The organism is Parabacteroides leei, assembly GCF_023369805.1.
Taxonomy (GTDB): domain Bacteria; phylum Bacteroidota; class Bacteroidia; order Bacteroidales; family Tannerellaceae; genus Parabacteroides; species Parabacteroides leei.
This window is the reverse complement of the sequence record NZ_JAMBQG010000001.1, coordinates 838,995-852,079: the sequence shown is the minus strand read 5'-3', so window position 1 is coordinate 852,079 and position 13,085 is coordinate 838,995. Positions and strand designations below refer to the sequence as shown.

Below are 13,085 nucleotides of genomic sequence, written 5' to 3'. Positions count from 1 at the left end.
TAAATGTTTGTAACGGAATATCAATCTTTATCGTAAACAATACCCCATTTATCCAACATAACAAAGTCGGCATTCTTTAATCCGATCTTCCAGAAAGGAACTGGATCGTCATGATCTCCAAGGTACATGCGGTCGCGGACCGTAAAGGCGGCATTCGACACAGCCAGTGTCGAATCGACTACCGGAGTGCACACTCCGGCAATATCGAGCACTGTATGGAACACGCTGTTCGTGCTGACAGGTAAAGTACTATGGGACATAGCTATTTGATACTTCTCCGGGTAGGCGGCACGATACGCTTCCGAAAACCATATTATATAAGGTATATGCAACTGATAATAGGTCGGAATGGGCGATGCATGCAAGTAACGGGCCCGGCTGTCGTCAAAAATATCTTCGCCGTGATCACTCAGGTAAAGCATCGACACACAGGCATTCGTTTTAGCAAGCATATCGGTGATCTCTCCCAGGACATAGTCGGTATAATGGATCGAATTATCGTATGCATTACGTAACTGCGTCTTGTAAGCGGCACGGATTCCCTCCGCCTTATCGGGTGTATAGAATGCAAATTCCTTCGGGTAACGTTCATGATAATTGAAATGCGACCCGTATGTATGGATCACAAAGAAAAGATTACCGTCCGTTTTATCCAACTCTTTTTGCAGGTAAGGAAGCAGTGCGCCATCATGCAAAGATGTCAGATAGGAAGATCCTGTCTTGAACTGGCTCATATCGATAAAGGTATCGGCTTCGCGGTAGAATGCACCGATCATCGAAGTATTGAGGTTCTGATTGGCAATCACAACCGTATGGAAACCGGCTTCCTTAAAAGCGGTTACGATACTTTTTTCGTCGTAAATAACGCCGTAGTCCTCCGCACTGGCAGCCGACAGGATAATAGGAACACTCTTATGTGTATTATTAGATTGGGTGACAACATCGGTGAAGTGCACCAACCCGTCCAGCTTCTCCATCCGGGGAGTCGTTTTGCGTTCGTAACCGTATAAACTCCATTCCATAGCACGCGAAGTTTCGCCCACTACCAATACATAAATCTCCCGCTTGCCGTCGGCCTGTACCGGCTTCGTGGCATTAAAGGTAAAATCGGCCGAAGTAATATGGTAGTTGCTGTTCTTCTCCGCTTTATTGATCGCGAAGAAAAGGTTATAAAGTGCATTTCCCGGATAAAAATCATCTTTCAAGGAGACGTTATGTCCCTGTATCGGAGCAAGCAGGCACAGAATAATCCCCAATGCGAAAACGGCGAGGCTCCTTATCGCCCATTTCCTGCGAAAATCACCGGTCAGCTTTTCTTTCAGCCGGATAGACCAGGTAGCCAATAATAGCGTGGGTAATGTATAAAAGAAAAAGACTCCTATAATGACCAGAAAGATATTCCCCAGTAGCTCGCTGGCTTCAGAGGCTGTCGAACTGGTCAGGTTCAAAAACATATCCACAGCAATGACCGATTCACCAAAAAGATGGAGAAGGACCAGCTGGCCGCCATCCAGAATAACTTTAGGTAACAGGCACCAGACTACTATTCCTGGTTTACGCGCCAGCAGAAGCAAAGCCACCCAAAAGGCATACGGCAGAATTAAAGAAGCAATCCCCACCGTTATTGGCAAAGGCTCCGTAAAAAACAATACACAATTAGGAATGATAAACAATAATGCAAACAGAAACAATAAGTGCTTCTGGGAAGTAAACCAATCCCTCAACTTTATAAAATAACTCATCAATGTAGTGTATATACCAAAAAACAACTATTCTTTTATTTGCCGCCCGGATTAATCACCGGGCGAACCACAAAAGTAGGTGTTATTCAGCACATAGTCATGCTAACCTGATACAAAAAAAGTTATTTCATTGATATTAAGTCTATATTTCAATAAAGTTTCATCCCAAGATTAATAAAAGATACATTGACTTAATGTACTGTAACCTCATCCAGGAAGAACCAGGACGGATATCCGACACCATAATGCCAGGACGGACATATTTTAGTACCTACAATCTCGACCTTTATATACCGACCGGATACAGGTGAAGGTTTATCACATTTCACACCGACAAATTTCACTTGTACGGAACGGTCTTCCGGCAAGTTCTTCTCACCGAACGGCTGCCAGGTATTGTTGTCGGAAGAGATTGAATAAGTAACTTTTTCAGGCAGCAATATCCATTGTCCCAGTTGGTGGAGAAAATCGCTTTCTATCGAGCTGAACAAGGTATCCTTCCCCAAATCAAGAATAAAGGCACCGTCCATACCTTCCCATCCTACCCAACTTTCCACAAAAGTTGTACCGCCAAACAGCTCGTCGGTCAGAGCTGTTTCTCCCAAAGCCTTATATTTACCCGTCGGTTCCTGTATCCAGATCACCTTAGCTCCTTTTGCCAGGTTCTTTTCTTTACCGGGCAGATAGCGTTCAGCATATAACCGACAATAATCGGCAGGTGAGTTTTTACGTTCATTCAATGTCGGTATCCCGAATTCGCGGGTACGTTCATCAAACAGGGTCAGCTTGGCTTTGATCTCATTCAGATCGTGATTGCCTTCGGCCCGCGCGATCTCCAACTCCGCATATTGCAGAGGCAGACGGGATATCTGTACACGTTTCAGCAAAACAGGATCGGCCATCACAGCCTGTTCAGCCTGGTCGAACAATTGGTTATAACGCTTGCGGCAATTGGCATTCAACATGCCATCTTTATGTGTAACCGGAGAGTCGTATATCCAGAGACGTTGTTTGCTGGCAAGCAGTCCCCCTTCCAACAATTTCTCATATTGGTAAATATAAGGCGATGCCGCTCCGTAATAGCCATCCATAAACGCACGCATCAATGAATCGGCATTCTGATAAGGGTTCCACATCAGCTTGCTGACCATATAGGCACGCATTTCCGGGAAATCGCCTCCTTTTGATCCTCCGATCTGCGAGAAGTGCATGGTTGCATGGTGCTCCTTGAACAGTTGGATATTTTTTTGCAGGATCGGGAAATTCGGGAACGGAGATACGTAATTGTCAAAATTAATACCATAATCCCATACAAATATATTATTACTGATGGCGGACCAACCTTCCATCGCCTTCATAAAATCCCGACCCGAAGCATTATCGGTAAGGGGAACCTCGCGATCGCAATCGATATCACAAAGCATAATATTGACATTCGGCAAAGGTTTAACATGCTTTGGGGGATGCATAGTATACAGATAAGCCAAGGTGGAAAACTCCTTATCCGGAAAACGGGCAGCCAGCTTATTCAGGAAATGGATCAGGCTGCCGGAAGGGCCTCCCTCCTGCTCGTCCAGCGCTTTACATTCCGGGCAACTGCAATTCGTATAGTTACCGTCGTTCTGACTGATAGAGATCATACTCTTTCCAGGGTTGGCCTTAAAGATCGAATCGACCTTCCAGGATACCAGTTCAAATACTTCAGGATTGGTCAGACACCACTGGCTGGCTTTTCCGGGACGGCGTTCGCCATTAATGAAGGAATAATATTCCGGATGGGATGTACCGTATTCATCGGATGGCAGGATCCGGTCGAAAGTATGCACCCATAAGCCACCGGCAAATACTTCGGAAGGTTCTTCGAAACGAAACCATTGTTTATAAACCGGATCTTCATGTATCGCATAACATTGGCTTTGGCGGTAACGGAATGCCGGATTCTCGGCCCTGTTCAATTCCGGGATCACGACGGTCGGATTTTCCGTCAGCGTATAAGCATTTGCTCCATAATAAGCAACCCCCAGATAGTCTTCCAAAAGAGTGACCACTCCATAAACGGAACCTTTATCACCACCGCTACTGATATATACAATACCATTATCGGTCTGCAGACGGAATCCGTCTTCCGTCAGGCCGGACACATCTTTTCCACCGATCACGATATCACCTTTGCGGGGAGTCTTATCGTTGAATACCGGCAACGTGGCACCGCTTATCCGTTTCACAAAATCCTGTAGAAGAAGTGCGGCATCGTTATCGACCTCACCGCCTTTTTCCACCAGAATACGTGAAACAGGTTTACTGTCTTTTACTACCGTCACCTGGGCATTCAGGCAAGGCGTTATCAATAAAAGAGATAATGTACATAGATTTAAGATTCTCATAATTGAATTTGTTTAGAATATAAGTAAGTATTATAATACCGGAATTTACAGCTTTTGTATGATGCCTATAAACTCTTCGTTCGTGATATCGAACTCCGGTTCCTTGTAATTTACATAATCTTCAAAATAGTCGCTGGCAATATCGGCTACAATCTCTTCCCCGGCCAGTCCATAAGAAGAAACCAATGCTTCCAATTTACTTTTTACCTGCCGGATCACCTGCAGGCGGTCTTCATAACGCTCCGGTTTTTCCTGATCTGTTATATGCTCGTTACGAGTAACGAGATATACAACAGTATAAAACTTGTCCACATTACCGAACACCGGAACGAATAAGGCCTTTTTGTCTTCCGGCAACGCAGCCAGAAATTCCTGTATCTTTGTCATTCTATCTTTTTTTATTGATTTTGTCTATACAAAGATAACGAATATTCTTTCCCCCCTTTCTAAATAATATTAATAAATCTATTAACTTTACAGCCATTAAAACAAGGGCAATTTATTATAATCGAATTTTAAATTAACGCATTATGATTAAAAGAGAGAAAAGTATTGAACTGCTGAATAAAGCAGTAGCCGATGAAATGACAGCTGTTAACCAGTACATGTATTTTCATTTTCGCTTGGATGACATGGGATACGACCTGTTGTCAAGCCTTTTCAAACGCACAGCCATCACAGAAATGATGCATGTGGAACGTCTGGCAGAACGTATCCTGTTCCTGAAAGGTGAAGTAGAAATGAAATGTTCAGCCCCCGTAGAAAAAATTCACGATGTAAAAGCAATGCTTGAAAAAGCAGCTCAGATGGAAACCGGAAGTGTAGACGATTACAATGCATGGGCAAACGAATGTGCTCAACATGCAGACTCTGCCACCAAGAAAGTTTTCGAAGGCTTGGTTATCGAAGAAGAAGGCCATCTGGACCAGTTCGAAACAGAAATTGAAAACATGGAAAACTTCGGAGCGAATTATCTGGCTTTGCAGTCAATCGAACGCAGCAAGATCATTTCTTCCGGTGGAACTCCTGCCGAATAATTATAGAAAAAATAAAGAGAGGTTTGAATGAACCTCTCTTTATTTATACAATCAGTGCTTTTATAAAGCAGTAGACGAAATATCCGCAAAGCGATATCTTCGCAACCACACTAAGCAGGAATCCGGCAAATGCACCTATCCCCGCCTTAAAAGCTTCGAATGACTTTTTGCCACCTAGCAATTCGCCGATCACGGCTCCTGCAAACGGGCCGAACAGGATGCCCCAGGGAGGAAAAATAAATATACCGGCAATCGTCCCGATCACACACCCCCAGCTTCCCCATTTACTGCCGCCGCCATATTTGGAACCCAGTACCGGAGTTATATAATCCAGCAACTGTACAACGACAACTAAAACGCCCCAAACGGCCAGTTGCGTAACCGTAAACTGTACTTTGTCCGTAAAGTGGAGTAACAGAAGTCCCAGATAAGACAAAGGTGGTCCCGGTAAGACCGGCAAAAAACATCCGGCAAATCCGACCAGCAGGCAAATAGCCCCAATAACAATTAAAAAGATATCCATTCGTAATTTATTAAACCAGAATCCGGTCAAAGATATGAAAAGTATTTTGTTGTGAGGATTTTTCACCCGATATTTGCGAGTCGATACAGAATGAATACAGATGATGACGAATGATATAAACAGTTCTGAAGAAGAATATATTATTATAGAAGGTGCACACGAAAATAATCTGAAACATGTTTCACTGAATATCCCGAAGAAACAGATCAGTATTTTCACTGGAGTCTCCGGCTCCGGGAAATCGTCGTTGGTACTCGATACGATTGCCGCCAAATCACGGAGGGAACTGAACGAGACCTTTCCGAGCTTTGTCCAGCAGTATCTGCCCAAATACGGACGTCCGCATGTGGATAAGATAGAACATCTGCCGGTAGCCATCGTAATCGACCAGCGAAAACCTGCGCCCAATGCACGTTCTACCGTTGGAACTTACACGGATACCTACTCTTTATTGAGATTGTTGTTCTCACGTGTCGGGAAACCGTTTGTCGGCTATTCAGACACTTTTTCTTTCAACCATCCGCAGGGCAGATGTACCCGGTGTGACGGGCTCGGCGAGATCAGGGAGTTGGATATACACAAGTTGGTCGATTTCAACAAATCACTGAATGAAGACGGAGTGATCAATTATGTAGCATTCAAGCCCGGTGAATGGCGCTGGATACGTTATGCCAATACAGGGCTGTTCGACCTCGACAAGAAAATAAAAGATTACTCGCCGGAAGAGTTGGAACTATTCCTGTATTCTCCAAGTATCAAGCTGAAAAACGCACCGGCAAACTGGCCCAAGACAGCCAAATATGAGGGGCTCGTTGTCCGTATGTACCGAAGCATTATCAATTCGGAGGAGGGTAAGGTTCACCAGAAACTGCTCGACCCCATGCTGACAATGGGAGTCTGTCCGGATTGCGGAGGGACGCGCCTCAACCAGACCGTATTGTCTTGCCGCATCAACGGGAAAAATATAGCCGAAGTCACCCGGATGGCCATCCCTGATATTATCGAATGGTTAAACACCATACAAGATCCTATCGCCTACGATATAAAACAATCTATCAGCGGACGGCTAGCGGCGTTGGTAGAGATCGGACTGAGTTACCTGACACTAGACCGGAGCATGGGAACTCTCTCGGGCGGGGAAGCGCAACGGTGCAAAATTGCCAAATACATCAACTCGTCGCTGTGCGACATGCTTTACATCCTGGACGAACCGAGTGTCGGACTGCATAGCCACGACATTCACCTATTGAAAGCATCTGTCCGCAAACTGCGCGACCACGGCAACACCGTTCTTCTTGTCGAACATCACAAGGAAATGATACAAATAGCCGATCATATCGTCGACATGGGGCCGGGTTCAGGAATGGATGGCGGCAATATCCTGTACGAAGGAGATTACGAAGGTTTGCTGAAAAGCGGCACACAGACCGGAAAGATGATAGCCGAAAAAGTACCGTTAAAGCAAAATCTCCGGCAACCGTCAGGCTGGTTCACACTCGAACATGCCAACGAACATAACCTAAAAGACCTGACCATCAAACTTCCGATGGGAGTTCTGAGCGTCATCGCCGGAGTTGCCGGGTCGGGAAAAAGTTCCCTGATGGAATGTTTCCGTAAAGCCTGCCCGGAAGAGGTTATCTATATCAGCCAGAAGAATATCGGTATTAGCCTGCGTTCGACGCCTGCTACCTATCTGGGAGTAGCGGATGACATCCGAAAGATTTTCGCACAAAAGAGTGGTGCCGGCTTAAGCACATTCTCTTTCAATGGGAAAGGCGGTTGCCCTGTCTGCGGAGGGAAAGGGGTAATCGTATCGGATATGGCTTTTATGGATGCGATAGAAACGGTTTGTGAAGCATGCGGTGGTTTACGTTACTCGCCGGAAGCCTTGCAATATGAAGTGGAAGGTATCAATATAGCCGAAGCCATGGATTTAACCGTGCGGAAAGCATCCCTCCGCTTTGCCGGGACTATTATTGAAAAGAAGCTGCTGCCACTCATGCAGGTCGGATTGGGGTATCTGCATCTGAACCAATCCCTTTCTACATTATCCGGAGGAGAACTGCAACGTGTAAAGCTGGCATCGTACCTCGACAGCCGGGGCAAAATATACGTACTGGACGAGCCGACCGACGGTCTGCATGTGAAAGATATCCGGCACATTATCGAGCTGTTCGGTTCCATGGTAGAGCAAGGCAATACGATCTTCCTGGTAGAGCACAACCTGGATGTACTGAAAGCTGCCGACTATGTGATCGAATTGGGCCCGGGAGGCGGAGAAATGGGCGGAAAACTTATTTTTCAAGGAACACCACAGCAAATGCTCTCTTACCCATCTTCCATTACAGCTAATTATCTGAAAGCGGAATTGCCGGGAAACAGGAAATCTTAATCAAGATTTAATAACCGAATCTTCCTTTTCCCGGTAGATTTTAATACCTTTGAAGCCACATAAAAATAAAAGTTGGAGATGATACAAAAAGAACTGATCGACGACCTGCAACTCAAATGGGGTCGTATACAACAGGCAATGCAAATACAACATGCAGATGCCTGCCTGCTTAGTGTAGATGTTAACCTGTATTATACAACCGGACGGATTTTCAGCGGATATTTCTATCTGCCCGCAGAAGGAGCTCCCTGGTTTTTCGTCAAACGCCCGAACGGATTGAATGACGATCACATCGAATATATCCGCAAGCCGGAACAAATAGCCGAGATATTTGCCGCCCGTGGCATTAAGATGCCGGAAAAGTTGCTGCTGGAAGCCGACGAGCTAACCTACAACGATTATATCCGCCTGGAATCCATATTCAACCCGAAAGAAACAGGCAATGCGACCGCCCTGATGAGAACCTTGCGCGAGATCAAAACGCCGTGGGAAATCTCGCAGTTCCGCATCTCTGCCGAAAAGCACGCCAAGACATACTCGGAAGTTACCGAATGTTTCCGTCCGGGAATGACAGATCTCGAATTTCAGTATGAAATAGAAAGACGTATGCGCCAGAACGGTTCGATCGGAATCTTCCGCGCTTTCGGAGCCAACATGGATATCTTTATGGGAAGTATCCTGGCAGGTGAGAACGCCGAAGCCCCTTCTCCTTTCGACTTCGCCCTGGGAGGCAGCGGCATGGACGCTTCCTGCCCGCTCGGAGCCAACGGTACGATCCTGAAAGAGGGGACAGCCATCATGGTGGATATGGCAGGTAATTATACGCCTTATATGACCGACATGACCCGCGTTTTCTCGGTCGGTAAACTAACGGAAGAGGCTTATCGTGCGCACCAGACTTCATTAACGATACAAAACGAAATAGAAAATGTTGCCCGTCCGGGTGTCGTTTGTTCGGAATTATATAACATCGCAACCGGTATCGCAGGGAAAGAAGGATTTGCTGGTAACTTTATGGGGACCAAACAACAAGCCAAATTTGTCGGACACGGCATCGGCATCCAGATCAACGAGCTTCCGGTACTGACACCCCGCTCCAAAGAAGAACTGCAACCGAATATGGTATTCGCCCTCGAACCTAAATTCGTCATTCCGGGGGTAGGAGCCGTCGGTATCGAAAACAGTTTTCTGGTTACGGATACAGGCATCGAAAAACTGACTCATTTCGAAGAAGAGATCATTCAATTACATTAATTAATAAACAATAAAAGCACATGAAAAAGACGATTACTTTTCTGCTTCTACTGGCATTCATCATTATGCCGGCAAAAGCTGCAGATGTAGAAAATGTAAAACCGGTCAAGAACATTATCCTTCTCATACCGGACGGAACTTCACTGGCTACCGTTTCTATGGCACGCTGGTTGCAATGGTACACCAACCCTGACAAACCCAACCTGAATCTGGACCCGTATCTGTGCGGTACTGTACGTACGCACTCTTCGAACGCTCCGATCGGTGACTCTGCTCCGACTACTTCCTGCTATATGACAGGTTATCCGAGCCGCACCGGTTATGTATCTACTTATCCGGAAAATGACGGAAACAACGATATCTATCCTACTGATCCCAAACGTGCTTTCCAGCCACTTACAACTGTATTGGAAGCCGCAAAAATGACACAAGGCAAATCGACCGGTCTTGTTTTCACCTGCGAATTTCCTCACGCTACTCCGGCAGACTGTTCCGCTCATAGCTACAACCGTGGCAAATACGAATGGATCGCTCCGCAGATGGCTCATAACGATCTGAACGTAGTGATCGGCGGCGGCGCTTCCCTCCTTCCGGAAGAAAGTGAAGCCTATCTGAAAGGTAACGGATACGGTGTATTCAAAAACGACATCAACGGCATGCGCAACTATAACGGCAATAATATGTGGGCTTTGTTCGCTGACCGCGAAATGGCTTACGACCTCGACCGCGACCCGGCTCAACAGCCTTCATTGGAAGAAATGACCCGTATCGCCATCAAAAAGCTGTCCAAAAATCCGGAAGGCTTCTTCCTGATGGTAGAAGGTAGCAAAGTAGACTGGGCCGCTCACGCAAACGACCCTGTCGGCATGGCTACGGATATGCTGGCTTACGACCGTGCCTGCGGTGCTGCACTCGAGTTTGCCCGCCAGAATGGTGAAACAGCCGTTATCATGGTTCCAGACCACGGAAACAGCGGCATCAGCATCGGTAGCTACAGTTGCCCTGGCTACGACAAATTAACAAAGGATCAGTTGTTCCATCAATTCTCCCTCTATAAACTGACAGCAGAAGGTTTTGCTAAAAAAGTAAACAGCGAACCTAATTCAGAAGTACAGAACATCTTCCGCAAATATGCCGGATTTGAACTGACAGCCGAAGAACTGGACGCCCTGAACCATTGCAAAGACTACAAAAACAGCCCGATCCCTGAAAGCGAACGTGCAACAGAAGGTAAAGGATCACTGTACAGTGGTTCGCTGACCTCTTTCATGTCGAAACTGCTTACATCAAAAACCTGCTTCGGATTTACAACCGGCGGCCATACCGGTGAAGATGTTTTCCTGGCAGCCTACCACCCCGACAAAGCCAGCCTGCCGATCGGTATGCATACCAATATCGAACTGAATGCCTACCTGTGCGCCCTGTTCGGCATGGATCGCGACAAATTGGACGAACTGACAGCAGAGAACTTCGCCCCCCATACAGAAGTGTTCGAAGACTACAAATGCGAGATCATTCCGGCCAAAGAAGAAAAAGGTTCACCGACACTGGTTGTAAAGAATAAAAAGAAACAATTGAACATTACACCGTTCAGTAATATCATAACAATCGGCAAAAAAGGCCAGGAAGAAATCCGGCTCAATTCAGTCGTTGTCTACGTCGATAAGAACAATACATTCTACCTTCCGGAAAAGCTGGTTGAATATCTTAAATAAAAACGAAGCGGAGGCTATTCAGTCTCCGCTTTTTTTATACTTTTGCATAAAAGAAGATTATACACAAAATGAAAAGTAAAAGTTTAGTTTCTATCGATCAATGTACCAAAGAGGACATTCTTCGTATTCTGGATAACGCCAGGAAGTTTGAGGAGAACCCGAACCGAAAGTTACTGGAAGGGAAAGTGGCTGCGACCCTGTTTTTTGAACCTTCTACCCGTACGCGATTGAGCTTTGAAACAGCTGTTAACCGCCTGGGCGGACGGGTTGTCGGATTTCAGGATGCTTCGACCACAAGCTCTTCAAAAGGCGAAACGCTGAAAGATACGATCCTGATGGTAAGCAACTATGTAGACCTCATCATCATGAGACATCATCTGGAAGGGGCAGCCCGCTACGCATCGGAAGTAACAGATATTCCAATCATCAATGCAGGAGACGGAGCCAACCAGCATCCCTCGCAGACGATGCTCGATCTCTATTCGATCCAAAAGACACAAGGAAAACTGACCGATCTCAATATTACGATGGTAGGCGACCTGAAATACGGCCGTACGGTACACTCACTGATCGTCGGCATGTCGCACTTCAATCCTACTTTTCATTTCGTGGCGCCGGACGAACTTCGCATGCCGGACGAATACAAGAACTTCTGCGACGAACACGGTATCAAATATTACGAACATACCACCTTCGATGAAGAAGTGATCAACCAGACAGATATTCTTTACATGACACGCGTACAACGCGAACGTTTCACCGATTTGGAAGAATACGAACGGGTTAAGAATGTATATATCCTGCGTAACAAGATGCTGGAAAATAGTCGTGAAAACCTTCGCATACTTCACCCGCTACCCCGCGTCAACGAAATCGCCTATGATGTAGACGATAATCCGAAGGCCTACTACATCCAGCAGGCACGCAACGGATTGTTTGCCCGCCAGGCTATTATTTGTGAAGTTTTAGGTATCAATATTTAATTCTGATAATCGTTATGTCAGCAGAAAAGAAAAAAGAATTGCAGGTAGCCGCTTTAGAGAACGGAACTGCTATCGACCATATCCCCCCCAGCCAATTATTTAAAGTAGCCAAGTTACTGGGACTTGAAAATATGGATAACACAATCACGATCGGAAACAATTTCCACAGCAATAAAATGGGTTGTAAAGGTGTGATCAAGATCTCCGATAAATTCTTTGAAGAAGATGAGATCAACCGTATCGCCCTGATCGCTCCTAAAGTGATCCTGAACATTATCCGTGATTACGAGGTTGTAGAAAAGAAAACGGTCACTTTGCCGGACGAACTGGTTGGACTGGTAAAATGTAACAATCCGAAATGTATCACCAATAACGAACCGATGCCAAGTCGTTTCGAGGTAATCGACAAGGAAAAAGGCACGATCAAATGTCATTATTGCGAACGTAAGATCAACAAAGAAGATATCATTATTAAATAAATAATATGAAGCAGAACTGGAAGCCCGGTACCATGATCTATCCATTACCGGCAGTAATGGTTAGTTGTGGTAGCGAACCTTCAGAATACAATATCATTACTGTGGCGTGGGTTGGCACGATTTGTACCAATCCACCCATGTGTTATATATCCGTACGTCCCGAACGTCACTCTTATCCTGTTCTGAAAAAGAATATGGAATTTGTTATCAACCTGACCACACGCGAACTGGCTTATGCTACCGACTGGTGTGGTGTGAACTCGGGAAAAGACCATCATAAATTTGAGGAAATGGGACTTACACCGGGCAAAGCGACCCTGATCAATTGTCCTACCATAGAAGAGGCTCCTCTCTGTATCGAATGCCGGGTGAAAGAAGTAATTGCCCTGGGCAGCCACGATATGTTTATCGCCGACGTACTGAATGTGCAGGCAGACGACCGGTATCTGGACCCGCAAACAGGGGCATTCGACATGCAACGTGCCGACCTGTTGGCCTACTCGCATGGAAAATATTACGGACTGGGGGACTTTGTCGGTAAGTTCGGCTGGTCGGTGAAAAAGAAAAAATAAGTAT

At 45.8% G+C, this 13,085-nt stretch carries 11 protein-coding genes; 7 read left to right on the top strand and 4 right to left on the bottom strand.

Annotation, left to right across the window (positions count from 1 at the left end; all coding sequences use genetic code 11):
- Nucleotides 1-20 precede the first annotated feature (20 nt).
- From M1P97_RS03445 to M1P97_RS03435, 3 genes are all read right to left on the bottom strand, one after another.
- Nucleotides 21-1,742 carry a phosphoethanolamine transferase gene (locus M1P97_RS03445; protein ID WP_249388366.1) on the bottom strand — a complete coding sequence of 574 codons (1,722 nt, stop codon included), beginning with the start codon at nucleotides 1,740-1,742 and terminating at the stop codon, nucleotides 21-23.
- 191 nt (nucleotides 1,743-1,933) lie between these two features.
- A complete protein-coding gene (locus tag M1P97_RS03440; protein WP_195374251.1) occupies nucleotides 1,934-4,126 on the bottom strand; it encodes a DUF4838 domain-containing protein in 2,193 nt (730 codons plus the stop codon).
- Between the two features lie 45 nt (nucleotides 4,127-4,171).
- Nucleotides 4,172-4,513 carry a hypothetical protein gene (locus M1P97_RS03435; protein WP_249388365.1) on the bottom strand — a complete coding sequence of 114 codons (342 nt, stop codon included), beginning with the start codon at nucleotides 4,511-4,513 and terminating at the stop codon, nucleotides 4,172-4,174.
- Between the two features lie 143 nt (nucleotides 4,514-4,656).
- Here M1P97_RS03435 and M1P97_RS03430 point away from each other — a divergent pair, with 143 nt between their 5' ends.
- A complete protein-coding gene (locus M1P97_RS03430) occupies nucleotides 4,657-5,163 on the top strand; it encodes a bacterioferritin (RefSeq protein WP_129733180.1) in 507 nt (168 codons plus the stop codon).
- Between the two features lie 43 nt (nucleotides 5,164-5,206).
- Here M1P97_RS03430 and M1P97_RS03425 read toward each other — a convergent pair whose 3' ends face one another.
- Complete coding sequence (locus M1P97_RS03425; RefSeq protein ID WP_195374253.1) at nucleotides 5,207-5,686, bottom strand: DUF456 domain-containing protein; 480 nt, start codon at nucleotides 5,684-5,686, stop codon at nucleotides 5,207-5,209.
- A 100-nt stretch (nucleotides 5,687-5,786) separates the two neighbouring features.
- On the opposite strand from M1P97_RS03425, the gene M1P97_RS03420 reads away from it, so the two are divergent.
- The 6 genes from M1P97_RS03420 to M1P97_RS03395 all read left to right on the top strand — a co-directional run bounded on the left by M1P97_RS03420 (nucleotide 5,787) and on the right by M1P97_RS03395 (nucleotide 13,081).
- The gene (locus M1P97_RS03420) at nucleotides 5,787-8,078 is read left to right on the top strand and encodes an ATP-binding cassette domain-containing protein (protein WP_249388364.1); all 2,292 of its coding nucleotides are present in this window, start codon (nucleotides 5,787-5,789) and stop codon (nucleotides 8,076-8,078) included.
- A 78-nt stretch (nucleotides 8,079-8,156) separates the two neighbouring features.
- A complete protein-coding gene (locus M1P97_RS03415; protein WP_249388363.1) occupies nucleotides 8,157-9,332 on the top strand; it encodes a M24 family metallopeptidase in 1,176 nt (391 codons plus the stop codon).
- 20 nt (nucleotides 9,333-9,352) lie between these two features.
- On the top strand, nucleotides 9,353-11,047 hold the full coding sequence (locus M1P97_RS03410; protein ID WP_249388362.1) for an alkaline phosphatase: 1,695 nt from the start codon (nucleotides 9,353-9,355) through the stop codon (nucleotides 11,045-11,047).
- A gap of 68 nt (nucleotides 11,048-11,115) precedes the next feature.
- A complete protein-coding gene (gene pyrB, locus M1P97_RS03405) occupies nucleotides 11,116-12,030 on the top strand; it encodes an aspartate carbamoyltransferase (RefSeq protein ID WP_075557845.1) in 915 nt (304 codons plus the stop codon).
- Between the two features lie 14 nt (nucleotides 12,031-12,044).
- Nucleotides 12,045-12,509 (top strand): aspartate carbamoyltransferase regulatory subunit, encoded by a 465-nt coding sequence (pyrI, locus tag M1P97_RS03400; protein WP_129733176.1) that lies wholly within the window; start codon nucleotides 12,045-12,047, stop codon nucleotides 12,507-12,509.
- A gap of 5 nt (nucleotides 12,510-12,514) precedes the next feature.
- Nucleotides 12,515-13,081 carry a flavin reductase family protein gene (locus tag M1P97_RS03395; protein WP_195374256.1) on the top strand — a complete coding sequence of 189 codons (567 nt, stop codon included), beginning with the start codon at nucleotides 12,515-12,517 and terminating at the stop codon, nucleotides 13,079-13,081.
- Nucleotides 13,082-13,085: the final 4 nt, after the last annotated feature.